The following is a 23,655-nucleotide window of genomic DNA, read 5'->3' as shown; positions in this document are numbered from 1 at the left end:
AACCCCATGCTGACCCCTGATCGCCCGAAGACGACACGCCCCCGTCCGGAGGCGGCCCTACGCCGCGCACTCGGTGGAGGGATGATCGCGGCCACGACGGCGCTCACGCTCCTGGTCCCCGTTCTCCCGGCGGCGGCGGTCGCGCCGACGGCCGTCCCGACCTCGTCGTCCGCCGTGGAACCGATGACGCAACAGCGCATCGACGCCGCGAACGACGCCTACAACGGCGCCGACGCCACACTCGAGTTCATCACGATGTCCGATACCGAGCTCGGGGGCGCCGCCACGGCGGACAAGACATCCGAGCAGGTGGCCTACGAGGGCGCGAAGCCGCACTTCCAGGCCCTCCGCTCCTGGGCGGACGCCAAGGGCTTCGACCCGCGCGTCGTGGTCGACAACGGCGATGTCGTCGGTGCGAACGACCCGGAGTACTCCGCCCACCTCGCCGGCGACAGCGAGAAGGTCGCCGGCTGGTATCGCGCGGTCGAACGGGTCATGCGCGAGAGTTTCCCCGAGTCGCAGGTCCTGCTCACCCAGGGCAACCACGACATCGCCGATCTGATGGGCACGACCTTCGACTCCGCGCGGAAGAATGCACCGGCCGACGCGCCCGCGTGGCACTACCCGAACGCCGACAGCGCATACGTGAGCAACTTCCACACGACCATCGAGGGCATCGACTTCATCGGTCTCGACTACAACGGCACCAGCACATTCGGGTACGGCGGGCAGCGCACCGGTTACCAGGCCTTCCTCACCAGCACGCTGCAGGACATCGCTGCGAAGCCCGACTACGACCCCGCCAAGCCGATCTTCGTCTCGATCCACAGCGGCTACGCGGGCACGTCGCTCGGGGGGCCCTTCCACGCCGACTACGACATGGCAGGTCCCGACCTGCAGCGGATCCTCGCGTCCTATCCGCAGGTGATGCTCGGCTCGGCGCACACGCACTTCTCCTCGAACCCGGAGACGAGCATCTTCCAGAAAGACTTCACGGTCTACGAGAACGCCTCGATGAACTACATCTACCAGGACGTGCCGAGCGACTTCCTCGGCGGCGGCTACTTCGGGGGCAATCAGGGAGACCCTGCTGCCGGGGTGTCGCAGAAGTACGCGAACTTCATCTCCGTGCTCACCGACGGCTCCACTGTCATCCGTCGATTCGACGTCACCCATCAGCGCTGGGTCGGCATGCCCTGGGTGGTCGACACGACCAAAGGCAAGAGCGGGTTCAGCTACACGGCCGATCAGCGCAGCACGACCGCGCCGTGGTGGGGTGCCGCCGCCGTCACCGCGACCGATGTCACCGAAGAGACGCTCACGCTGCGCTTCGACCAGGCCAAGGACGACGAGCTCGTGAACTACTACGAGGTCGAGATCCGTGACCAGGCCGGCAACCCGGTCGCGTACACGGCGAACCAGGTGCCGGACTTCGGCAAGAACGCGGCGAAGTCCGTCACCGGATCTTTCAAGGCGTACTCGCGGTTCTACATGACACCGAACACGATGGGATTCGACGTCCGCGGTCTGAAACCGGCGAAGAACTACACCGTCACGGTCACCGCGTACGACGACTTCCAGAACGCGTCGGAGCCGCTCACCGGCCTCGTGCGCACGGCCGGCGAGCTCGTCTTCCCGGACTTCCCCGACGCGCCGGCGCCCGCACCGGTCGGCGAGTTCCTGCACCTCGCCTTCGAGGGCGACCTCGGAGACACCGGCACGCACGCGGGAACGGCTCCCGCGGCGAAGCCGGTGGGCGCGGTCTCATATGTCGCCTCCGACCGCCCCGGAGCTTCGGGAACGGCCGTGCGCATCGGCGGAGGCGCGGGCAGCTACGTCGATCTCGGATCCCGACCCGAGTTCGACCTCGGCGCCGACAAGGACCTCACGATCAGCTTCTGGACGAAGGTCACCGGCGTCAACGGCTACGGTGCGATCATCAGCAACAAGAACTGGGCGAACTGGTACCGCTCGGGCATCAACCTCGCCCCGGAGGGCACGAACACCGGCAAGCTCGAGTTCACGCTCGGCGACGGCACCGACGGCGTCTACGCGACCGGCGACGTCGGCGAGTACCACGGCTCCTGGCACCACATGACCGTGACCGTCGACCGCACGCGCAACACCGCGAGCACCTACATGGACGGCATGCTGGCCAAGGAGACGAGCATCGCGGGGATCGGGAGCATGACCAGCGGCCTGAACATGCTCGTGGGCGTCGACGGGAGCAAGAGCTACGGCATCGGTCTCGACATGGACGACCTGCGGATGTGGGACACGGCTCTGTCCACGACCGAGGTCGCCGCCCTCTTCGCCGCCGATGATTCGACCACAGAGACTGCCGCACTCACCCAGGCCGTCGAATACGCGACCGAGCTGATGAACGTCAACGAGGTCGAGGCGGCGAACGGACGTGTCTTCGATGAGACGCTCGGCGATGCTCTCGCCGCGGCGACAGCCCACAGTGCGGCTCTGCTCGCGGGATCTCCGGGGGCGCGGGATGGCTCGACCGATGGTACGGTCGCGACAGTCGCCGCCGTCGCACCGACGAAGGCACAGCTGCGGACGAGCTTCGAGTCGCTGAAGGCCGCCGTCGACGCCGTGGAGGCCCAGGCCGTGCGCTTCAGCTATCGCACCGAGGTGCGCGGCGGCACCGTTTCGCCCGCAGAGGGCGTTGCGGATCGCGGCGGCCAGGTGCGCCTGACGCTCACGCCGGCTGCCGGTTTCGGGATCGCGGGTTCAACGGTCACGGTCAGCGGCGTCGACAGCTTCGCCATCGAAGGTGCGGAACTGGTGCTGACAGGCGTCGAGAGCCGCGTGCTCGCCTCGATCGACTTCGCCACGGCCGACACCGGCACCCCCGGCGAGGGCGGCACGCCCGGCGAGGGCGGCACCCCCGGCGAGGGCGGCAACGGGAACGGCGGCACGGGACGCGGAGACGGCACCGTGGCGAAACCTGGAACCGACGGCTCCGCTGCTCCGCTCGCGACGACCGGAGCAGACGTGGCGATCCTCTGGGTGTGGGCGGGATTGGCTGCCACCCTGCTGGGGGCTGGCGCGTGGCTGGCCCGCCTGCGCCGCCGCGCGGCCTGACGACCGATGGCGAAGGCCCCCTGCTTTCCGTGCTGACACGGATGGCCGGGGGCCGCCGCCGAACGCGTCATTCTCGCGGCGGACGACTCCGACGCATCACCTAACGAAGAAACCCCCGCCTGAGCGGGGGTTTTCATCTTGCTGGGGTACCTGGACTCGAACCAAGAATAACGGAACCAGAAACCGTCGTGTTGCCAATTACACCATACCCCAAGGGCGAAACCGGAGCCTCGCACCGAGAATCAAGCCTACCCGAGCGGCGGCGGAACACCAAAACCGGTGCCGTGCGCCGCCGCCCGGGCGCGTCGCGACTCAGTTCGCGAGGAACACCGACAGGGAACGCAGACGACGCAGCGACTCGTCCTTACCCAGCAGCTCCATCGACTCGAACAGCGGCGGCGAGATCCGGCGGCCGGTGATGGCCACGCGCGGCGGGCCGTAGGCGATACGCGGCTTGAGCTCGAGCCTCTCCACCAGCTCTGCAGCCAGAGCCTCCTGGATCTTCTCGGGCGTGAACTCCTCCAGCGGCTCGAGAGCGACGACGCAGGCATCGAGCACCTCGGCAGCATTCGCCGGCAGTCCCTTGAGCGCGTCCTCGGCGTATGAGACCTCGTCGGTGAAGAGGAAGCCCACCATCCCGGGGACCTCGCCCAACAGCTGGACGCGCTCCTGCACGAGAGGGGCGACACGGAACGCCGTCACCAGCTGCTCGTGTGTGGGCTCGTCGAAGAGCCCGGCGGCGGCGAGATACGGGATCGTCCGCTCGGCGAAGTCCTTCTCCCCCAGCATCCGGATGTGGTCGCCGTTGATCGACTCGGCCTTCTTCTGGTCGAAGCGGGCCGGGTTCGGGTTGACGTTGACGATGTCGAATGCCGCGGTGAACTCGTCGAGCGAGAACACGTCGCGGTCGGGGCCGATCGACCAGCCGAGGAGCGCGAGATAGTTCAGCAGTCCCTCGGGGATGAAGCCGCGGTCGCGGTGCAGGAACAGATCGGCCTGCGGGTCGCGCTTGGAGAGCTTCTTGTTGCCCGTCTCCCCCAGCACCAGCGGCATGTGGGCGAATCGCGGCACGAACGTCGTGACGCCCGCATCGATGAGAGCCGCGTACAGCGAGAGCTGGCGCGCGGTCGACGGCATCAGATCCTCACCGCGCAGGACGTGCGTGATGCCCATCAGTGCGTCGTCGACCGGGTTCACGAACGTGTACAGGGGCACGCCGTTCGGACGCACGACCACGAAGTCGGGGAATGAACCGGCGGGGAAGGTGACCTCGCCACGGATCAGGTCGACGTACGTGACGTCCTCGTCCGGCACGCGCAGGCGCAGAGCGGGCTGTCGACCCTCGGCGCGGAAGGCCGCCTTCTGCTCGTCGGTGAGGTCGCGGTCGAAGTTGTCGTAGCCGAGCTGCTTGGCGCGGCCTGCGGCCTCGTTGCGCGCGTCGATCTCCTCGGCCGTCGAGTAGCTCTCGTAGAGGGCGCCCGTCGCGATGAGCTTGTCGATCACCTCGCGATAGATGTCGTGACGCTCCGACTGCCGGTAGGGCGCATGCGGTCCGCCGACCTCGACGCCCTCGTCCCAGTCGATCTTGAGCCAGGTGAGCGCGTCGACCAGTTGGCGGAAGCTCTCCTCGCTGTCACGGGCGGCGTCGGTGTCCTCAATGCGGAACACCATCTTCCCGCCGTTGTGTCGGGCGTAGGCCCAGTTGTAGAGAGCCGTGCGGACCATGCCGACGTGCGGCAGACCGGTCGGTGAGGGGCAGAAGCGGACGCGGACGTCGGCACCACTGACAGTCGTGGTGAGGGGGTGAGGGGTAGCCATAGCCCTTCGATTCTACGGGGACGGGTGACCGCACCGCTGGAGGATCGAAGCGCTCAGCGAGCGGTGCTCACGGCGACCGCGGCACGATGCGCCAGCGGTAGGAAACCGTTCGCACTCCGCTCATCGACCACCTGGTCGAAAGCGGTCCGAAACTGCTGCCGGTCGACCTGGTCGAGACGGGCGTAGAGCGCACCGGCACCCGCCACTCCCCCTTCGACAGACCGCCAGAGGGCTCGCGGATCCGCGCTCCAGGTCCAGTCGAGCTCGGTGACCTCTACGCGCTGCAGACCGGCCTCCTGCAGCATCCGCCCGAACCCGTCGGCCGTGCGCTCGAAGTCCTCGTCATCCGGGAGCCTCGGCCCCGCGAAGGGCGCGATACCGGCACGCTCGGTGATCTCGGCCCAGAACCACGAGGGAGAGAGCGTCCAGGTCGTCGCCACGACCGCACCCCGGCTGACCCGTCGCAGCTCTGCGGCGGCCGAACGCGGTGACGGGACGTGATTCAACACGAAGCTCGCGATGGCGACGTCGAACGCGCCGTCTGCGAACGGAAGCGCCGGCAAGGTGCCGTCGATGGTGTCGATCCGAGGATGCCGGCGACGCGAGCCCGCGCGCATGGTCGACTCCGGCTCGCACGCGGTCACCGTCCATCCCTCGGCGGTCCACATCGCAGCCAGGGTGCCGTCTCCGGCGCCCACGTCGACCAGGCTGCGGCCGTGCGGCTCGCCCAGAGCCTCCCGCATCGCGACGAAGGTCCCGGCGCACAGCGCCGAGTAGGAGGCGGAGTACGCTTCACCGACCCCGGACCAGTCCTTCACCGTGCTCCCGCGCGAGCCAGCGGAGACAGCGCCACGATCGCGACGACCAGGATGAAGGCTGCGATCCCGAGTCCGGAGTACTGGAAGTTCGACAGCACTACTCCGGCCAGCACCGAGCCGGCCGCAGCCGAGAGGCTCATGAGCGAATCGCTGCGACCCTGTCTGCGCGTGCGGAGCTCGGGTGCGGAGGCCTCGGTGAGCAGCGCCGCCCCGGCGACCGTCGCCGCGCTCCACCCCAGCCCCAGCAGGATGAGCGCGACCATGACACCCCAGGCCTCGGTACCCGTGAACACGGCGAACGCCAGAGCACCGGCGAGCAGCACCTGGCCGAGCAGCACGACCTTGAGTCGGCCCCACCTGTCGGCGAGCACACCGAAGACCGGCGACAGGGCGTACATCCCGCCCACGTGCAGGGCGATCGTGATCCCCACCAGAGCCGAGACATCCGCCGGGGTCGCCGCCATGCCTCCGGCGCCGTGCGCCATGTGCGACAGGTGCACCGGGGTCATGGCCATGACCGACGCCATCACCACGTGAGACCCCGCGATCGCGAAGATCGCATAGCGCGCCACCCGTGGCCGGTCCTCTGCCACCGCTCCGGCGGCAGCCGCCGACGCCGTGGCGAGCCGCTGCGCCGCGAGAAGCGGATCAGGGCGCAGCGCGACGATGTAGAGCAGGAGTGCCGCGCACTGCGCAACGAACGAGAACAGATAAGAACCCGTCTGCGGAGGCATCCCGACCGCCTGCCCGACGATCTCTCCCGGCCCCAGCAGAAGGGGCCCGGCAACCCCGCCGATCGTCGTCGACCAGACGACGATCGACAGATCCCGGCCGCGGTGCTGCGGGGCGGCGAGATCCGTCGCGGCAAAGCGAGACTGCAGGTTTCCCGCGTTGCCCGCGCCGATCATGAGGATGCCGGCGAGCAGCAGCGGGAAGAGGCGCAGGGAGGCAGCGAGGATGACGACCGCGATGCCGACCAGTGCGAACAGGTTGCCGAGCGTGAGTGCACGACGCCGACCGACACGAGCGGCGAGGCGGGCCAGCGGGATCGCGCACGCCGCCGCTCCGAGCGTGACCGAGGCGGTCGCCAGACCGGAGAGCGCGTCGTTCCCCGAGATGTCCGCCGCCAGGAGCGCTCCGAGCGACACCGTGGCACCGAAGGCGATGCCGCCGAGCACCTGCCCGAGCGACAGCACCAGCACGGTGCGTCGCTGGACCGCCGTCTGCTGCGCCGCCGTCAGGGCCACATCGGTCATGACGCGGGTGCGGCGTCCCGCGCGGTGTTGCGCAGGATGCCCAGCCCCGTGATCTCGACCTCGACGACGTCTCCTGCGCCGAAGGTTCCGACGCCCGCCGGCGTGCCCGTCATGATGACATCGCCCGGGAGCAGGGTGAACACGGCCGAGGCGTACTCGATGATCGCCGGTACCGAGTGGATCATGTCGGTGAGCGGAGCGTGCTGGCGCACCTCGCCGTTCACCCGCGTCTCGATCGTGGCGGTCGCGGGATCGAAGTCGGTCTCGATCACGGGTCCGAGCGGGCAGAACGTGTCGAAGCCCTTCGCGCGCGCCCACTGTCCGTCCTTGCGCTGCAGATCGCGCGCGGTCACGTCGTTGCCGATCGTGTAGCCCAGCACGTAGTCGAGCGCGTTCTCGGCCTTCACGTTCCTGGCGATCTTGCCGATGACCACGACGAGCTCACCCTCGTACTCGGTGCGATCGGAGAGGGGCGGACGCACGATCGCGTCACCAGGTCCGATCACCGCGGTGTTCGGTTTGAGGAACAGCAGCGGTTCCTCGGGAGCCTCTCCCCCCATCTCGGCCGCGTGGTCGTGATAGTTCTTGCCCACACAGACGACCTTCGACCGCGGGATCACCGGAGCGAGCAGCGCGGCATCCGCGAGCGGCACACGGGCGCCGGTGGTCTCGTACCCGGTGAACATCGGGTCTCCGGCGAGCACGACGAGCTCACGCTCGTCGATGATCCCGTACATGATGGCTTCGTCGTGGCTGAACCGGGCGATCTTCATGGGATCCAGCCTAGCGAGGGCGTCCCACCCCGCCGAGACGCACCGCAGACACCGAGACCCACACGTGCGCAGGCGGCAGGCGTGGGTCTCGGTGATGGGCGCTGGTACCGTCCGAGCGGTCAGGCGTCGAGGCGCAGAAGCCAGCCGTGCTTGTCCTCGCGGCGGCCGTACTGGATGTCCGTGAGCTCCTCACGCAGCGAGAGTGCGAGCTCGCCCAGCGGCTGCGGTTCGTCGAACCCGTCTCCGACGAGTGCGCCGATCGGGGTGACGACCGCGGCGGTGCCGCACGCGAACACCTCGACGATGTCGCCGGAGGCCACGCCTTCGCGCCACTCATCGATCGAGATCGGGCGCTTCTCGACCGTGTAGCCGCGGTCTTCCGCCAGCTGCAGGAGCGAGTCACGCGTGATGCCCTCGAGGATGCTGTCCGACTCGGGGGTGACCACACGTCCGTCCTTGAAGACGAAGACGACGTTCATGCCGCCGAGCTCCTCGACATCGCGCTTCTCGTTGAGGAACACGACCTGGTCGCACCCCTTCGCGCTCGCCTCGCTCTGGGCGAGCAGGCTCGAGGCATAGTTGCCTCCGGTCTTGGCCTTGCCGGTTCCGCCCTTGCCGGCGCGGGCGTACTCCTCGGAGAGCCAGATGCGCACCGGCTTCACCCCGCCGGAGAAGTAGGCGCCTGCGGGGCTCGCGATCACGTAATAGGCGACCTTCTGCGCGGCGCGCACGCCGAGGAACGCCTCCTTCGCGAACATGAACGGGCGCAGGTACAGGCTCTGGTCGGCGCCGTCCGGAACCCAGCGGCCATCCACGGCGATGAGCTCGCGCAGCGACTGGATGAAGTACTCGGTCGGCAGCTCCGGCAGAGCGAGACGACGAGCGCTGGCCTGCAGACGCGCAGCATTGCGGTCGGGTCGGAACGTGTGGATCGAGCCGTCCGCATGGCGGTAGGCCTTGATGCCCTCGAAGATCTCCTGCGCGTAGTGCAGCACCGACGCCGCGGGGTCGAGCGGGATCGGACCGTACGGCTGCACGCGAGGACGGTGCCAGCCACCCTTGGCGGACCAGCAGATGTCGACCATATGATCGGTGAAGACCACGCCGAAGCCCGGATTCTCCAGCACCTCGGCGAGCCGTGCGGGAGACGCAGCGGTCAGGTTCTTCGTGACGGCGAACTCCAGGGGAGCCACGGTCGCCTCGGCATCGATGGTCGTCATCTCATCATCCATTCCTCGTGGGTGGGCGCATCCTCGCGCCCGTTCAGCCTACGCCTGCAGTCAGAGGCGTGCGGTGATCGCGGAGCCGATCTCCGCCGTGGTGCGAGCCGCCGTCCGTGCCGCGATGTCCGCCTCGACCGCGGCACCGACCCGTGCGGATTCCTCGGTGAGTCCGAGGTGGTCGAGCAGCAGCGCGATCGAGAGGATCGCCGCCGTCGGGTCGGCTTTCTGCTGTCCGGCGATGTCGGGCGCTGAGCCGTGGACCGGCTCGAACATCGACGGGAACGCGCCGTCGGGGTTGATGTTCCCCGAGGCGGCGAGGCCGATGCCACCCGTGACCGCGCCCGCGAGGTCGGTGAGGATGTCGCCGAACAGGTTGTCGGTGACGATCACGTCGAAGCGCGAGGGGTCGGTGACCAGGAAGATCGTGGCGGCGTCGACGTGCAGGTAGTCGACCTCGACGTCGGGGTGCTCGGCCGCCACCTCGTTCACGACGCGCTGCCAGATGGCACCGGCGTGCACGAGCACGTTGGTCTTGTGCACCAGCGTGACCTTCTTATGACGACGCTCGGCGAGGTCGAACGCGTAGCGCACGACGCGCTCGACGCCGAAGGCGGTGTTCACCGAGGTCTCGTTCGCGACCTCCTGCGGGGTGCCCTTGCGGATGGCCCCGCCGTTGCCGACGTACGGCCCCTCGGTGCCTTCACGCACCACGACGAAGTCGATGTCGCCGGGCTCGGCCAACGGGCCCGAGGCACCGACGAACAGCTTCGACGGCCGCAGGTTCACGTAGTGGTCGAGGGTGAAACGCAGCTTCAGCAGCAGGCCCCGCTCGATGTTGGCGTCCTTGAGGCGCGGGTCGCCCGGGGTGCCGCCGACCGCGCCGAGCAGGATCGCATCGTTCGCGGAGATCGCGGCGAGGTCATCGTCCGTGAGGGTGTCGCCGGTCTCGAGGAAGCGTCCGGCGCCGAGCGAGAAACGGGTCTTGTCGAAGACCACACCACTGTCGGCGGTGACGGCGTCGAGCACCTTCTCCGCTTCGGCGATGACCTCGGGACCGATGCCGTCTCCGGGGATGACGGCCAGCTTCACGACACGCGACATGAGACTCCTTGCGCACTGCACGGGGATGGACCGGCTCGGGCTCACCGCAGGGCGAGCGAGCCGGTCCTCCCAGCGTACTGGTCAGTGCGTGGGGGCTTTGCGCAGTGTGACGGCGGCGATCACGCCCGCGACGACGACGAGACCAGCGCCGATCAGCGAGGTCACCATCACCCCGGAGCCGAATGCGGCCGCCGCCGCCTCCCACAGCGCGGTGCCGAGCCGGCCCGGCAGCGCCTGCGCCGCCGTGTAGGCCCCGGCGAGAGTCTCCCCCGCCGCGTGCGCCACGTCTGCCGGCAAGCCCTCCGGAAGCACGAGAGCCCCGCGGTAGAAGGCCGTGATGATGCCACCGAGCACCGCGGTGCCGAGCACCGCGCCGAGTTCATAGGCGGTCTCGGAGACCGCACTCGCCGCTCCCGCCTTCGCGGCGGGGGCGCTGGAGAGGATCAGTTCGTTGGAGATCGTCTCGGCGGCACCGATGCCGATGCCGAGCACCACGAATGCGACGACCAGCGGCAGGACGCCGTGCTCGTGCGTCGTGAACGCCACGATCAGGTAGCCGGCCACAGAGAACGCGAGCCCGACGGGGATCACGATGTGAGGCGGGATACGACGGGAGATCGGGACGACCGAGAGTCCGGCCACGATCATCGCGAGCATTCCGGGCACGAGCGCGAGCCCGGCCATCATCGGGGACAGCCCGAGGACGAGCTGCAGGTGCTGCGAGACGAAGTAGAGGAAACCGACCAGAGCCACGACGCTCAGCAGGTTGACCAGGATCGCACCGGAGAAGGAGCCCCGACGGAAGAGCGCCATGTCGAGCATCGGCGTCTTGGCACGCAGCTGGTGACGGACGAACAGGTAGCCCATCACGAAGCCGAGCAGCGCCCAGGCTCCGACCTTGAGACTCGGCCCGTCGACGGCCAGCGACTTGATCGCGTAGACGACCGGGATCATCGTCGCCATCGACAGCGCGATGCTGATCAGATCGATGCGCCCGGGGTTCGGGTCGCGGCTCTCGGGCACCAGCAGCGGCGCGGCGACGAGCAGCGGGATCAACACGGGCACGGCGATGAGGAAGACCGAACCCCATGCGAAGTGCTCGAGGAGAAAGCCGCCGACGATCGGTCCGAGCGCGGAGCCCGCGGAGAACGCCGACGCCCACACGGCGATCGCCATGCGGCGCTGGTCGCGATTCTGGAAGATCGAGCGCAGGAGGGAAAGGGTCGACGGCATCAGCATGGCGCCGAAGAAGCCGAGGAGCGCCCGGGCGGCGATCAGCAGCCCGGCAGTGGGCGCGAAGGCGGCCAGTGCGGAGACGGCGGCGAAGCCGGTCGCACCGATCAGCAGCATCTTCCGGCGCCCGAAACGGTCGCCCAGCGTCCCCATCGTGACCAGGAGGCCGGCGAGCACCAGGGGGTACACGTCGATGATCCACAGCTGCTCCGCCCCCGTGGGAGCGAGCGCGATCGAGATCTCGGGGAGCGCGAAGCTCAGCACCGTGTTGTCCACCGACACCAGCAGCACCGGCAGCATGAGGACGACGAGTGCCGCCCAGCCGCGGGCTCCGACGCGGGGAGCGTCCGTCTCTGTCGTCGGGATCGACGCAGTACGGTTCATGGAACACCTCTCAGAATCATGACGGCAAGGTTAGTGAACCGTCCAGATGGTATAGTAACAGAATTCCCGCCCCTCCCCTGTGCAGAGGATCCACGATGCCCCGACCTCCCCTCGCCCGCGAGAAGGTGCTCGACGCCTTCGAAGCGATCCTCATCGAAGACGGCGAACGTGCAGCGACGCTCGATGCGACCGCGAAGGCGGCCGGCGTCTCCAAGGGTGGCCTCCTCTACCACTTCGGGTCGAAGGATGAACTGGAGGCAGGGCTCGTCGAGCGGCTCGACCGGCTCACGACGCTCGACCTCGAACGCATGACCGCAGCCGACGAGGGGCCGGTCGCCTACTACGTGCGCACCTCGGTCATGGAGGACGACGCCCTCGATCGCGTGCTGATCGCCACGACGCGGCTGGCCCAGGGCGGATCGATCCCTGCCGCCGACATGCTCCGCGACACGCGACGACGCTGGGCGGAGACGATCCGCCCGCATGTGCGCGACAATGCGAGCCTCGACCTCGTGATGCTCGTGAGCGACGGGCTCTACTTCAACAACTCGCTAGACGTGCACGGCCCCGAGCGGCTCGTCCCCCGCAGCGACGAACTCGCCGAGCTGATCGCCCTGGTCCTCAGAGCCACGGCCTGACCCGCCGAGAGATGAGAAGAGGGCGGGAGCATCACGCTCCCGCCCTCTTCTGCACTTGCGCACTGGCACCGGTGCAGCCAGACCTGTGCGATCAGACCTCGGTGATCTCGATCTGACGGAAGAGGTCGGCGTCGATCGCGTCGCGCACGTCGTCGAGCAGTTCGTCCGAGACCGGCGAGTCCAGGGTCAGCACGCTGAGCGCCTGGGCCCCGGCGGCCTGACGGGCGATCTGCATGCCGGCGATGTTGATGCCGGCCTCCCCGAACTTCTGGCCGTACACCGCGACGATGCCGGGGCGGTCGGTGTAGAGCATGACGACGTGGTGCTTCTCGATCGGCAGCTCGAGCCGGTGGTCGTTGATGCCGACGAGCTTCTCGGTCTGCTTCGGACCGGTGAGCGTGCCGGACACCGAGAGCTGCGAGCCGTCGGACAACGCGCCCGCGAGCGTGATGACGTTGCGGTATTCGTCGCTGACGTCATCCTTGAGCAGACGCACCGCGATCCCACGCTGGTCGGCGAGGAGCGGCGCGTTGACGTAAGAGACCGTCTCGCTGACGATGTTGGTGAACACGCCCTTAAGCGCAGCGAGCTTGAGCACGCTGACGTCGTAGTCGTTCAGCTCTCCGTGCACCTCGACATCGAGGCTGGTGAGCGGCGACGTCGCGAGTGCCGCGAAGATCTGACCGAGCTTCTCGACGAGCGAGATGCCGGGACGCACGTAGGGATCGATGATGCCACCCGCGACGTTCACCGCGTCGGGGACGAGGTCGCCGCCGAGAGCGAGGCGCACCGAGCGGGCCACCGAGACACCGGCCTTCTCCTGCGCCTCTTCGGTGCTGGCACCGAGGTGAGGGGTGACCACGACGTTCGGCAGGTCGAGGAGCGGTCGAGCGGTGCCCCCTTCTGCCGGAGGCTCGGAGGTGAACACGTCGAGACCGGCACCCGCGATCTCACCCGCGACGAGGGCCGCGTGCAGCGCCTCCTCGTCGATCAGCCCACCGCGTGCGACGTTGACCACGAAGGCGGTCGGCTTCATGGCTGCGAACTGCTCGGCACCGATCATGCCGGTCGTCTCCGGCGTCTTCGGCATGTGGATCGTCAGGAAGTCCGACTCCGCCACGAGCTCGTCGAGCGAGAGCAGCTGCACGCCGAGCTGCTGTGCGCGAGCAGACGTGACATAGGGGTCGTAGGCGACGACCCGCATGTCGAAAGCCGCGAGGCGCGCGGCGACGAGCGCGCCGATGCGGCCGAGACCGACGATGCCGACCGTCTTCTCGAACAGCTCGGCGCCGGTGAAGGAGCTGCGCTTCCAGGCACCGGCAGACAGTGAGGCATGCGCCGCCGGGATGCGGCGGGCGAGGCTCAGGATGTGGCCCACTGTGAGCTCGGCGGCGGAGACGATGTTCGAGGTCGGCGCGTTGACGACCATGACGCCGGCAGCCGTGGCCGCCTTGATGTCGACGTTGTCGAGGCCCACTCCGGCGCGGGCGACCACCTTCAGCTTCGGGGCGTGCCCCAGCGCCTCCTCGTCGATGCGCGTCGCCGAGCGGACCAGCACGGCATCGGCATCCGCGAGCGCCGCGAACAGCGCCTCCCGGTCGGTGCCGTCGACGTCACGGACGTCGAAGTCGGGACCGAGAGCGTCGATCGTGGCGGGAGAGAGTACTTCGGCGATAAGCACGACAGGCTTCGGCACAGTGGATCCTTCGGGGCAGCGCGGCAGGGGCCGATGCGCCGCACACCATGGGGGCGCGATCGCGTCAACTCTACCGGAGCAGGCGCAGCCCTCCGTGCCGTGTGACGCGGTACGGCAGGCCGCTCACGCGCTGGGCATCGTGAGGCTCAGCGCGATCAGACTCATCCAGAACACCGCGACGACGCCGAGTCCGGCGAGGAACACGAGCGCCAGTTCGCCGACACGGCGCCGCCGGCCGATCACATAGGCGAAGACGAACACGATCGCGGGGAAGGCGACGCCGAACAGCAGCGTCGCCCACCCGCCGACACTCAGTCCGGTCTGGGCCATCGTGATGAGGTGCGCGACGGCATTCCAGACCGCGTAGGCGTAGAAGAGTCCTGCCAGGCCGATGACGAGCCCGACGAGCCAACGCGGAGAATCCGCGGATACCTGCGCTTCGTTCGACGACGTGGTCATGATCCGATCACCCCCACGGTGACGAAGGGCCAGGGGACGAGGAGCACGACCCCCGCGAACAACACGGCGACGCGGATCCAGGCCGCACTCCCCCGTGTGAGCACCCAGGTCGCCAGGAACCACAGCGCGGGCGCAGCGATCGCGAGGAAGAACCACGGCAGGAACATCACGTCGGAGACGAGGAAGGATGCCAGCGGCTGCAACCGGAGCCCTCCGACGATCCAGCCGATCGTGTAGAGAAGGTAGACGCCGCCGACGACACCGACGAGCAGCAGCATCGGGGTGCTCAGACCCGAGGGCTCGTCATCGGTCGCCGGTGTGACGGTGCCGTCGTCCTCGATCGTCCCGACGTCGTCGCTGCCCTTGCCGACGGCGTTCCAGCCGTGCGGAAGCGCGCGATCCTTCGGTGTCGAGGCCTCGTCGCCGTCCCAGCTGAGCGCGTCGTCGGAATCGGAAGTCATGTCCCCAGCGTAGGACACCCGGTCCACTAGGATCGGGGTTGCCCTGAGCCGGATCGGCGGGCACCGGAGGGGAAGGGAACACCGTGGCTGCGAGCGAGAACGCCGAGACCGGGAACAGCGACGCCCGCGTCGCCCAGTCCGCGAAGAGCGCGGCGACCGAACCGCCTGCCGGTTGGGTCCCCACCCCCGAAGCCAAGGCCAAGGCGACGCGCTTCCGCTGGATCGCCGCCATCCTCTGGGCTGTCGCGATCATCGGCGAAGGCGTCGGCATTTTCTGGCTCCTGCGCCAGCGTGTGTTCGTCGGCGAAGACGGCACCCTCGTCCGCAACCCCGACACCGGCCTGCTCGAGGAGCAGGGTGTCACCGCGACGTTCCCGCAGTGGGCGTTCATCACGCTCCTCGTGCTGCTCGTCGTGATCGCGGCCCTGTCCATCACCGGCTCGGTGCTGTGGAAGAAGGCCAACCGCCTCGACCCCGCGCGCAGGGCGGACAAGACGCGGTTCTTCGTACAGAACCAGCTCGGTGCGATCGTCGCAGTCGTGGCGTTCCTCCCGCTGGTCATCCTGATCTTCCTCAACAAGGACATGGACAAGGGCCAGAAGACCACGGCTGGAATCGTCGGCGTCGTCCTCGCGGCCCTGGCCGTCTTCATCGGCGTCGACTTCGCTCCGGCGTCCGTCGAGCAGTACACGGCCGACCAGTCGGCCGTGATCCAGCTTCTGGGCAAGGACGAGGTGGTCTGGGTCGACGGCGGCAAGGTCTACCACGTCTGCGATGACGTCCCGGCGATCCAGACCGGGAGCGAGATCCGCACCGGTACGACCGCACAGGCCGTCGAGGCGGGCAAGATCCGGCTGACCCTGCAGTTCGCTTCGGAACTGCGCGCCTGCGACCTTCCCGTCCCCGAGAACGACGAGCAGATCACCGAGGCGCTGCGATCGATCCAGGCCGGCCAGACCGACACCGTGCTCCCGGCACCGGTGTGGGCTGATCCGGCCGAAGCCCCGATCGTGGTCGAGGAAGCTCCGGCGGAGTGACGGCCCGCTCGACGCTACTCCGCGTCGAGCGCCTCCACCAGCCGCTGCTCGGCCGACGACAGGTGCGCGTCGAGAAGAGCCGCTGCCCGTTCTCCGTCGCCTGAAGCGACCGCGTCGAGGATCTCGGCATGCTGCGACGCGATCACCGAGGCGTCGAGAAGCCGGCGCCCCTGCACCTGCGCCATGCACAGCCGCACTTCGTCGAGCACGCTGCGGTACATGCGCCCGGTGCGTTCACTGTCGAGTGCATCGATGATGGCGGTGTGGAACCGCAGATCGGGGTTCACGGTCGCCGGGTCGGGACCCGGGGGCATCGCGAGGATCTCCGAATTCGCATCGCGCGCCGCGCGCGGCACGGTGCTGGTCTTCGCGAGCTCGCGAAGCGCCGCGCTCTCGAGTCGGGCCCTGGTGCGGTAGACGTCACGCACTGTCGCGGGGTCGATCCCGACCACACGCGCGCTTCGATGCGCCGTGCGCACGAGCAGGCCACTGGCGACGAGCTGTTCGATCGCCGCTTTCGCGCTGGGACGCGCAACTCCGAAGGTCTGCGACACGGCCGCTTCCGTGATCGGATCCCCCGAGCGGATCTCGCCGCCGAGGATACGACCGCGCAGCTGTGCGGTGACGGCATCCACGACGCCGACGATCCCCAGCGGTGCGTCCGAAGTGGTGGTCATGCGGGTCAGCCTATCGAAGAGCCGCACGCTCGGTACACTTGTCTGACAATCGTGTTGATCACCTTCCGACGGAGCAGAGGAGCACCGTGCCGACCACCCTCGCCGAACCGCTGGACCCCGCCCTGCTGGGCTCCGCGACTCAGGTCCATTCGCGCTCCATCGACCGCTTCGCCCGCGCCCACGACGCCTCCCACTACCTGCTGATCCCGGATGCGGTGCTCTCCCCCGCGGATGCCGAAGGGGTGGCACGCGCCTTCGGAGCCGCTCGCGCCGCCGGCCGCACGATGACGTTCCGCTCCGGGGGTACCAGCCTCTCCGGGCAGAGCGTGAGCGGGGACATCCTCGTCGACACCCGCAGCGGCTTCCGCGAGATCCGCGTGGAAGACGACGGCGCGACCGTGCGCGTCGGCCCCGGCGCCACCGTGCGCCAGGTCAACACCAGACTCACGCGCTATCGCCGCAAGCTCGGCCCCGACCCCGCCAGCGAGATCGCCTGCACGATCGGCGGAGTCGTCGCGAACAACTCCAGCGGAATGGCCTGCGGCATCACCGAGAACTCGTACCGGACGATCGAGTCGATGACGATCGTGCTCCCGAGCGGAACGATCCTCGACACCGGCCGTCCGGATGCGAATGAGCTGCTGCACGCCGCGGAACCCGCGATCGCCGCGGGCCTGCTCGATCTGCGGGCACGTCTGCTCGCCTCGCCCGAGCACGTCGCCTTCCTGCGCCAGCAGTTCTCCATGAAGAACACCATGGGTTACGGGCTGAACGCGCTCCTCGACTTCGATGACCCCGTGCGCATCCTGGAGCACCTCATCATCGGCTCCGAGGGCACACTCGCCTTCGTTGCCGAGGCCCGTTTCCGCACGATCGAGGTGCGCCCCTCGATCGCGACGGGGCTGCTCGTGTTCGAGACGCTGTCCGCCGCGATGACGGCACTTCCCGACCTCACCCGACTCGGACTCGCCACCATCGAGCTCATGGACGCCGCCTCCCTCCGGGTCGCGCAGGGGTCGAGCGACGTCCCGGCATCGATCGCGGAGATCGAGGTGCAGGGGCACGCCGCTCTCCTGGTGGAGGTGCACGCCTCCGACGACGATGCGCTCAGGGAGGCGAGTGCGACGGCACAGGCGCATTTCGAGGCACTGCCGCTCGCCGTGACACCGCGCCTCACCACGGACTCCGGAGAACGCGCCGCGCTGTGGCACGTGCGCAAAGGTCTCTACACCGCGGTCGCCGGCGCCCGACCCTCGGGAACGACGGCTCTCCTCGAGGACATCGTGGTGCCGGTGCCGCGTCTTCTCCACACGTGCGAGCGGCTCATCGAGCTGTTCGCCGCGCACGGGTACGAGGGCTCGGTGATCTTCGGACACGCCAAGGACGGCAACGTCCACTTCCTCCTCAACGAGCGTTTCGACGATGCCGACAGCGTCGCGCGCTATCGGCGCTTCACCGATGATCTGGTGGACCTCGTGCTGTCCCAGCAGGGATCGCTGAAGGCCGAGCACGGGACCGGGCGCATCATGGCGCCGTTCGTACGCCGCCAGTACGGTGACGAGCTCACCGACATGATGTGGGAGATCAAGGGCCTCCTCGACCCCGACGGCATCCTGAATCCGGGGGTGGTCCTCTCCGACGACCCGGACTCCTACCTGCATGACCTCAAGCGGGTGCCGACGGTCGAGGGCGAGGTCGACCGCTGCGTCGAATGCGGGTACTGCGAACCGACCTGTCCGAGCAAGAGCATCACCCTCACGCCTCGACAGCGCATCGTGATCCGCCGCGACATGGCGTGGGCCGAGGAGCAGGGCGACACCGAGCTGCTGCGCGACCTGCAGAAGGACTACGACTACGACGGCGTCCAGACGTGTGCGGTCGACGGCATGTGCGGTGTGGCCTGTCCGGTCGACATCAACACCGGCGACCTCGTGCGTCGGCTTCGTGCGGAGCAGTCGAACGCGATCGAAGGCGCGGTGTGGGGCGTGGCCGCGAAGCACTGGGGCACGGTCACCCGGGCCGGAGGGGTCGCGCTCACCGTCGCCGATGCCCTCCCCGCTCCGCTCGTGCGCGGCGTCACGCAGCTCGGCCGCGCGGTCCTCGGCACCGACACCGTGCCCCTCTACGACGGCGGGCTCCCGCACGGCGGCTCGAAGCCCCCGCGCCCGGAGTCGCCGACCGATGCGCAGGCCGTCTTCTTCGGCGCCTGCATCGGGACGATGTTCGGTGCGGAGGGCGAGGGCGAGGGATCTCGGGATGCCCTGCGTGCACTGCTCGACCGGGCGGGGATCCCCGTCGTGATCCCCGAGGAGAACGGCGGACTCTGCTGCGGCACACCGTGGAAGTCGAAGGGCCATCTCGACGGATACGCACGCATGTCGGACCGGGTCCTGGAGTCGTTGTGGGTCGCGAGCCGGCACGGCGAGCTTCCCGTGGTGTGCGATGCGGCGTCCTGCACCGAGGGCCTGGACGTGATGCTCGCACAGTCGGTCGCGAAGAACCCCCGGTACGCCGGGCTGCGTATCGAGGACGCCACGACCTTCGTGGCCCGCGAGGTGCTGCCGAAGCTGACCGTCACGGCGAAGCTGCCCACCATCGCGGTGCATCCGACCTGTTCCACGACGGCGCTCGGGGCGACCGGGGCACTGACCGCGATCGCCGGAGCCGTCGCCGACGACGTGTTCGTGCCCGAGGGGTGGGGCTGCTGCGCCTTCGCCGGGGACCGCGGCATGCTGCACCCCGAGCTCACGGCCAGCGCGACCGCTCAGGAGTCGGCGGAGATCGCGGAGGCCGAGAGCACGCGCGGCGACTTCGATGCGTTCGTGTCGGCCAACCGCACCTGCGAGATCGGGATGACACGTGCCACAGGGCGACCGTATCGGCATGTGATCGAGGTGCTCGAGGAGCTCACCCGCCCCTGAGCGCGGGCGCACACAGCGAGTGCCCTCCCGACTCGTGGTCGGGAGGGCCCTCGCCTCGTCGCGATCCGATCCGTCTCAGCCTGCGGACAGGACCGCGACAGCCTCTTCGCGCAGACCGGCCGGGATCACGACGACCGCGCTGTCCTGCGCCGACCGCTCGGCGACGGACCCGTCCGACCAGCGCAGATCGCGCGTGCGCAGTTCATCGGGCAACCCGATCGCGCCGACGCTCGGGTCGAGCGCGTGCACGTGCACCGTCGCCCCTGTGGTCGTGTAGCGACGCGGAGCGCCGCTCCGCTCCCCCATCCGGATCCACGGTCGTGTGCCGTAGATCGCGTACCCGTTCGCCTGCAGCCACGCACCCAGCTCGCGCATCGCGCTCCGCTGCAGTTCCGGGATCGAGCCGTCGGCCGCAGGCCCCACGTTGATCAGCAGATTGCCGTTCTTGGCCACGACGTCGACGAGCAGGCGGATGAGCGCCGCCCCGGACAGCGAGTGCCGCTCGTCCTCCGCCTGGTTGAAGCCGAACGAGTAGCCGAGGCCGCGGGTCGACTCCCATGGCTCCGGGATGATCTCGGGGATGTCCGTGTATTCGCGGGTGAGGAAGCCGTGGTACGGCACACCCCAGCGGTCGTTGACGACACCATCCGGTACGGCATCGAAGTACCGTTCCAGGAGCGCGGCGACCGCGTACTCGTCACGCCCCTTGCCACCGTCCGGCCACTCGATGTCGTTCCAGAGCACGTCAGGCGAGAAGCGCGCCACGAGCTCGTCGAGCTGTGCGGCGGAGTAGCCGGCGAAGTGCGCGTCGTTGCGACGGAACCGGAACAGATCGGTGTCCGATTCGATCGCCGGGAAGTCGCTCACATGCCAGTCGAGCGCGCCCGAGTAGTAGACGCCGAACTTCGCACCCGCCCGGCGGGTGGCATCGTGGAACTCGGAGATCAGGTCACGGCGCGGTCCACGAGCCACCGCGTTGAAGCCGGTCGTCGCGGTGTCCCACAGACAGAACCCCTCGTGGTGCTTCGTCGTGGGGATGATGTACCGGGCTCCCGCGCCGACGAGCTCGCCCACGAAGGCATCCGCGTCGAACGCCGAGGCATCCCACCGATCGGCGAGGTCCTCGTACGAGGTGCCCGGCCCGAACAGCTGCTGGTGCCGCTCCCACGTGGGGCTGCCGGCGATGCGCACGGTGTTGCCGTACCACTCGGCGTACTGGTGCCAGGCGTACGCGTCCTCGGTCGGGATGTTCACGCCCTTGCCGTGCTGCACGGCCCACGCCGGCACCGAGTAGAGACCCCAGTGCACGAAGAAGCCGAGCTTCGCGTCGCGGTACCAGTCGGGCACACCCTGCGTCGGGTACGTCGGAGCGTCCGCGCCGAGGTCCGGTCCGGTGCGCTTCTCGAAGTTCATCATGCGCTCCGCTCCTCAGGGGTTCCGCGACGGACGACGACCGCGGTGAGATCGGGATTCCCGTTCGGGTCGAAGGGGTAGACGCCGGGCCGCAGGCGGTGGTGGCCCAGACGCAGCAGGTCCTGATCGACACCTCCGGGCGTCAATGCGAGGGTCCAGCCCACGGCGAGCTCGTACAGCTCCGGTTCGAGGTAGCCGATCTTCACCACGACGATGTCGGCGCTCGTGGGCTCGAGCCCCAGCATCCGGAAATCCGAGAGGTGGTGGAACGGCTTGCGGCGCTCGGTGATGATGGCGTGCAGCCCGCCCACTGCGATCACGACCTGCGTGCCCGCATCGGGATCCCCGTCGGTGATGGAGAACACGGTCCCGGTGATCGGCACGGGGCCGTGCGGGCCTGCGTCGACCCCTGCGCCGGCGTCGAGGGTGACGGTGGCGCCGACACCGGCGGCCGCTGCCTGGGTGACGGCCACGGGATCGAAGATCGAGGCGACCAGAGTGGTGCGGCTGCCGTCGGTCAGCTCCGCACGCTGCAGCAGGTGCGCGAGCGTCCAGGTCACGTCGCCCGCACCACCGGCGGTCGGGTTGTCGCCCGAGTCCGAGATCAGGTACGGATGCGGCGCTCCCGGGGCGAGCGCCTTCTCGAGCGCCTCATCGAGGGATCCGGTCTCGGCCACGAAGACGAAGTCCTCGCGGGCGTCCCAGAACATCCGTGCCACGCGCTCGGCCTCGCGCGCGATCAGCTCCTCGTCGTCGCCGGTGACCACGACGTACGCCTGGCACCGCGGCTCATCCGCCCAGGCATAGCCGATCCACACCGAGGCGTCGACGACGCCGGGAAGCGCTTCGATCTCGGGCAGCTGCGCGTAGATGCTGCGCGCCGGCTCCAGGCGGGTGCTGGTCTTCTCCCCGGGCAGCAGCACCGGGACCGGCACCCACGCCGTGAACGGGCGCCGACGCAGCGGGTCGGTGCCGTGCGGCCCCCGCAGTCGCGAGAGCAGGTTCCACACCGCCCGCTCCTTGGTGTTCATCCAGTCCTCGTGCGGCGCCATCCGGTAGCAGGTCAGCAGATCGACCGCGTCGCGCAGCACCTCCGAGACGTTGCCGTGCAGATCCATCGAGGTCGACACCAGCGTGTCGGGGCCGAGGGCCGCGCGCACCGCGAGAGCGAGATCCCCCTCGGCGTCCTCCATGCCGACGACGCTCATGGCGCCGTGGATGTCGAAGAAGAAGCCGTCGAAGGGCCCCTGCGTGCGGATGCCCTCCACGATCGCATCCTTCATCCGGTGGTAGGTCTCCGGAGCCACGGCTCCGCCCGGCAGGGAGCGTCCGTGTGTGAGCGGTACCCACTCCGCGGCGGCTTCGAGCTCGCGCCCGTCCTGGAGGAAGGGATAGTACGAGCGCAGGGCCTCTCCGGTGCGGACCGTGAAGGCCTCGTCACCGGAGATATGAGGGGAGAACGTGCTCGACTCGATCGAGATCCCGGCGATGCCGATGCGGGGTCTCGGGAGCCCGCCGTCTGCGACGGAAGGAAGGGAACCCATCCAGATCTCGTGGGCTTCGGGACGTGCAGTCACGTGGTGTGCTCCTTGTCGGGGCTCGTCGGGTGGACTCATCGGGTGGTCGGGGCTCATCGAGTGGTCGGTGCTCATCGAGTGGTCGGTGCGAACCGGGATCAGTCTGCTCGTGCCGACACGAGGGCACGGCGGGCGGTCTCGATGGCGCCGAGGGCGACGGCATCGGAACCGAGGACGGCGGGGATGATGCGCAGCGGGATGCCCGATACCGGGGAGTCCGTGCGCAGCGTGCGCGCGATCGCCGGCTCGAGGAGGTCCCAGGCGGTGGCGACGCCGCCGCCCACGATCGCACAGGGCAGATCCATGATCGTCGCCGCACTGGCACACGCGAGCGCGAGCGCGTGCCCGGCGGCGTCGAACACCGCGATCGCGTCCACGTCGCCCCGTCGGGCACGGTCGGCGACGTCTCTGGCGTCGAGGATCGGTCCCGCCGTGCGCTCCTGAAAGCGCTGTGCGATCGAGGTGCCCGACGCCAATGTCTCCAGATGGCCGGTCTGGCCACAGGTGCATACGAGCTCGCTGTAGCCGGGGGTGTGTCCGATCTCCCCCGCCGCACCGTGCGGACCGTGATGGAGCTCACCGTCGATCATGAGCGCACCGCCGACGCCCGTGCCGAGCATCACGCCGAGCACATCGCGGTCCGTGCGCCCGTCGGCGGCGGCCTCGCCGAGCAGGAAGGCGTTGACGTCGTTCTCGACACGTACGGGGACGCCGAGACGTGCTTCGAGTTCGTCCGCCAGGGGGAACCCCGCCCACCCGACGAAGGTGGCCGATGCCGCGCGGATCGTCCCGGTCTCATGGTCGATGACCCCCGCTGCGCCGACCCCTGCCGCGACGAGTGTCACGTCGGCCTCGGCGACCAGCGCGCGGGTGAGTTCTGCCGCCGCATCGGCCATCGCGCCTCCGCCGAGGGCAGCGGGTGCCGGGACGCTTCCCCTGGCGAGGACTGTTCCTTCGGCACTGACGAGGAGGGCCGCGATCTTGGTGCCGCCGATGTCGATCCCGACCAGACCGGTGCCGTTGGGGAGGACGATGCCGTCGACGGGCATGGTGGTGCGCTGTTCCTGACCGATCATG

18 protein-coding genes and 1 tRNA gene are annotated in these 23,655 nt (G+C 69.0%); 4 read left to right on the top strand and 15 right to left on the bottom strand.

Going from position 1 to position 23,655, the window contains the following annotated elements:
- Window positions 1-6: 6 nt before the first annotated feature.
- On the top strand, window positions 7-3,093 hold the full coding sequence (locus ACLFA2_RS17580) for a LamG-like jellyroll fold domain-containing protein (RefSeq protein WP_426621724.1): 3,087 nt from the start codon (window positions 7-9) through the stop codon (window positions 3,091-3,093).
- A 141-nt stretch (window positions 3,094-3,234) separates the two neighbouring features.
- Here the strand turns inward: ACLFA2_RS17580 and ACLFA2_RS17575 are convergent.
- The 8 genes from ACLFA2_RS17575 to ACLFA2_RS17540 form a co-directional block, all read right to left on the bottom strand.
- Window positions 3,235-3,306 (bottom strand) — tRNA-Gln (locus tag ACLFA2_RS17575).
- Window positions 3,307-3,405: 99 nt separating this feature from the next.
- On the bottom strand, window positions 3,406-4,911 hold the full coding sequence (gltX, locus tag ACLFA2_RS17570; RefSeq protein ID WP_426621723.1) for a glutamate--tRNA ligase: 1,506 nt from the start codon (window positions 4,909-4,911) through the stop codon (window positions 3,406-3,408).
- Window positions 4,912-4,964: 53 nt separating this feature from the next.
- Complete coding sequence (locus ACLFA2_RS17565; RefSeq protein ID WP_426621722.1) at window positions 4,965-5,729, bottom strand: class I SAM-dependent methyltransferase; 765 nt, start codon at window positions 5,727-5,729, stop codon at window positions 4,965-4,967.
- Complete coding sequence (locus ACLFA2_RS17560) at window positions 5,726-6,985, bottom strand: MFS transporter (protein WP_426621721.1); 1,260 nt, start codon at window positions 6,983-6,985, stop codon at window positions 5,726-5,728. Before ACLFA2_RS17560 ends, ACLFA2_RS17565 begins: the two co-directional genes overlap by 4 nt.
- The gene (locus tag ACLFA2_RS17555; RefSeq protein ID WP_426621720.1) at window positions 6,982-7,758 is read right to left on the bottom strand and encodes a fumarylacetoacetate hydrolase family protein; all 777 of its coding nucleotides are present in this window, start codon (window positions 7,756-7,758) and stop codon (window positions 6,982-6,984) included. The genes ACLFA2_RS17560 and ACLFA2_RS17555 overlap by 4 nt, the downstream gene beginning before the upstream one ends.
- A gap of 119 nt (window positions 7,759-7,877) precedes the next feature.
- Window positions 7,878-8,978, bottom strand: a complete 1,101-nt coding sequence (locus tag ACLFA2_RS17550; RefSeq protein ID WP_029265497.1) for a branched-chain amino acid aminotransferase — start codon at window positions 8,976-8,978, stop codon at window positions 7,878-7,880.
- Between the two features lie 60 nt (window positions 8,979-9,038).
- Window positions 9,039-10,082 carry a 3-isopropylmalate dehydrogenase gene (locus tag ACLFA2_RS17545; protein ID WP_029259054.1) on the bottom strand — a complete coding sequence of 348 codons (1,044 nt, stop codon included), beginning with the start codon at window positions 10,080-10,082 and terminating at the stop codon, window positions 9,039-9,041.
- Between the two features lie 81 nt (window positions 10,083-10,163).
- Window positions 10,164-11,699 (bottom strand): MFS transporter, encoded by a 1,536-nt coding sequence (locus ACLFA2_RS17540; RefSeq protein WP_426621719.1) that lies wholly within the window; start codon window positions 11,697-11,699, stop codon window positions 10,164-10,166.
- Between the two features lie 95 nt (window positions 11,700-11,794).
- Between ACLFA2_RS17540 and ACLFA2_RS17535 the strand changes: the two genes are divergently transcribed.
- Window positions 11,795-12,337 carry a TetR/AcrR family transcriptional regulator gene (locus ACLFA2_RS17535; protein ID WP_021200392.1) on the top strand — a complete coding sequence of 181 codons (543 nt, stop codon included), beginning with the start codon at window positions 11,795-11,797 and terminating at the stop codon, window positions 12,335-12,337.
- Window positions 12,338-12,428: 91 nt separating this feature from the next.
- On the opposite strand, the gene serA is transcribed toward ACLFA2_RS17535, so the two are convergent.
- From serA to ACLFA2_RS17520, 3 genes are all read right to left on the bottom strand, one after another.
- Window positions 12,429-14,033, bottom strand: coding sequence for a phosphoglycerate dehydrogenase (gene serA / locus ACLFA2_RS17530; RefSeq protein ID WP_426621718.1), 1,605 nt, complete (start codon window positions 14,031-14,033; stop codon window positions 12,429-12,431).
- A gap of 123 nt (window positions 14,034-14,156) precedes the next feature.
- Window positions 14,157-14,492 carry a hypothetical protein gene (locus ACLFA2_RS17525; RefSeq protein ID WP_426621717.1) on the bottom strand — a complete coding sequence of 112 codons (336 nt, stop codon included), beginning with the start codon at window positions 14,490-14,492 and terminating at the stop codon, window positions 14,157-14,159.
- Complete coding sequence (locus tag ACLFA2_RS17520; RefSeq protein WP_021200389.1) at window positions 14,489-14,953, bottom strand: hypothetical protein; 465 nt, start codon at window positions 14,951-14,953, stop codon at window positions 14,489-14,491. The genes ACLFA2_RS17525 and ACLFA2_RS17520 overlap by 4 nt, the downstream gene beginning before the upstream one ends.
- 83 nt (window positions 14,954-15,036) lie before the next feature.
- Between ACLFA2_RS17520 and ACLFA2_RS17515 the strand changes: the two genes are divergently transcribed.
- A complete protein-coding gene (locus ACLFA2_RS17515) occupies window positions 15,037-15,990 on the top strand; it encodes a hypothetical protein (RefSeq protein ID WP_021200388.1) in 954 nt (317 codons plus the stop codon).
- Window positions 15,991-16,004: 14 nt separating this feature from the next.
- On the opposite strand, the gene ACLFA2_RS17510 is transcribed toward ACLFA2_RS17515, so the two are convergent.
- Window positions 16,005-16,667 carry a GntR family transcriptional regulator gene (locus ACLFA2_RS17510; RefSeq protein ID WP_401064074.1) on the bottom strand — a complete coding sequence of 221 codons (663 nt, stop codon included), beginning with the start codon at window positions 16,665-16,667 and terminating at the stop codon, window positions 16,005-16,007.
- An 86-nt stretch (window positions 16,668-16,753) separates the two neighbouring features.
- On the opposite strand from ACLFA2_RS17510, the gene ACLFA2_RS17505 reads away from it, so the two are divergent.
- Window positions 16,754-19,588 carry an FAD-binding and (Fe-S)-binding domain-containing protein gene (locus tag ACLFA2_RS17505; protein ID WP_426621716.1) on the top strand — a complete coding sequence of 945 codons (2,835 nt, stop codon included), beginning with the start codon at window positions 16,754-16,756 and terminating at the stop codon, window positions 19,586-19,588.
- Window positions 19,589-19,663: 75 nt separating this feature from the next.
- Here the strand turns inward: ACLFA2_RS17505 and ACLFA2_RS17500 are convergent, their stop codons facing one another.
- The 3 genes from ACLFA2_RS17500 to ACLFA2_RS17490 all read right to left on the bottom strand — a co-directional run bounded on the left by ACLFA2_RS17500 (window position 19,664) and on the right by ACLFA2_RS17490 (window position 23,654).
- On the bottom strand, window positions 19,664-21,004 hold the full coding sequence (locus ACLFA2_RS17500; RefSeq protein WP_426621715.1) for an alpha-L-fucosidase: 1,341 nt from the start codon (window positions 21,002-21,004) through the stop codon (window positions 19,664-19,666).
- A complete protein-coding gene (locus ACLFA2_RS17495) occupies window positions 21,001-22,545 on the bottom strand; it encodes a M81 family metallopeptidase (RefSeq protein ID WP_426622485.1) in 1,545 nt (514 codons plus the stop codon). Before ACLFA2_RS17495 ends, ACLFA2_RS17500 begins: the two co-directional genes overlap by 4 nt.
- Before the next feature lie 131 nt (window positions 22,546-22,676).
- Window positions 22,677-23,654, bottom strand: coding sequence for an ROK family protein (locus tag ACLFA2_RS17490; RefSeq protein ID WP_426621714.1), 978 nt, complete (start codon window positions 23,652-23,654; stop codon window positions 22,677-22,679).
- Window position 23,655 lies beyond the last annotated feature (1 nt).

Source organism: Microbacterium sp. As-52, from assembly GCF_049949185.1.
GTDB lineage: Bacteria > Actinomycetota > Actinomycetes > Actinomycetales > Microbacteriaceae > Microbacterium > Microbacterium maritypicum_A.
Note: the sequence above shows the minus strand (reverse complement) of the source record. Positions and strands in the feature narration are given on the sequence as shown.

Excerpts from the sequence above, each read along its gene's own strand:
- ACLFA2_RS17560 (WP_426621721.1), bottom strand. The coding sequence starts at position 6,985 with ATGACCGATGTGGCCCTGACGGCGGCGCAGCAGACGGCGGTCCAGCGA.
- ACLFA2_RS17495 (WP_426622485.1), bottom strand. The coding sequence starts at position 22,545 with ATGGGTTCCCTTCCTTCCGTCGCAGACGGCGGGCTCCCGAGACCCCGC.
- ACLFA2_RS17550 (WP_029265497.1), bottom strand. The coding sequence starts at position 8,978 with ATGACGACCATCGATGCCGAGGCGACCGTGGCTCCCCTGGAGTTCGCC.
- ACLFA2_RS17510 (WP_401064074.1), bottom strand. The coding sequence starts at position 16,667 with ATGACCACCACTTCGGACGCACCGCTGGGGATCGTCGGCGTCGTGGAT.
- ACLFA2_RS17520 (WP_021200389.1), bottom strand. The coding sequence starts at position 14,953 with ATGACTTCCGATTCCGACGACGCGCTCAGCTGGGACGGCGACGAGGCC.
- ACLFA2_RS17545 (WP_029259054.1), bottom strand. The coding sequence starts at position 10,082 with ATGTCGCGTGTCGTGAAGCTGGCCGTCATCCCCGGAGACGGCATCGGT.
- ACLFA2_RS17490 (WP_426621714.1), bottom strand. The coding sequence starts at position 23,654 with ATGATCGGTCAGGAACAGCGCACCACCATGCCCGTCGACGGCATCGTC.
- ACLFA2_RS17535 (WP_021200392.1), top strand. The coding sequence starts at position 11,795 with ATGCCCCGACCTCCCCTCGCCCGCGAGAAGGTGCTCGACGCCTTCGAA.
- ACLFA2_RS17555 (WP_426621720.1), bottom strand. The coding sequence starts at position 7,758 with ATGAAGATCGCCCGGTTCAGCCACGACGAAGCCATCATGTACGGGATC.
- ACLFA2_RS17525 (WP_426621717.1), bottom strand. The coding sequence starts at position 14,492 with ATGACCACGTCGTCGAACGAAGCGCAGGTATCCGCGGATTCTCCGCGT.
- ACLFA2_RS17540 (WP_426621719.1), bottom strand. The coding sequence starts at position 11,699 with ATGAACCGTACTGCGTCGATCCCGACGACAGAGACGGACGCTCCCCGC.
- gltX (WP_426621723.1), bottom strand. The coding sequence starts at position 4,911 with ATGGCTACCCCTCACCCCCTCACCACGACTGTCAGTGGTGCCGACGTC.
- ACLFA2_RS17500 (WP_426621715.1), bottom strand. The coding sequence starts at position 21,004 with ATGATGAACTTCGAGAAGCGCACCGGACCGGACCTCGGCGCGGACGCT.
- ACLFA2_RS17580 (WP_426621724.1), top strand. The coding sequence starts at position 7 with ATGCTGACCCCTGATCGCCCGAAGACGACACGCCCCCGTCCGGAGGCG.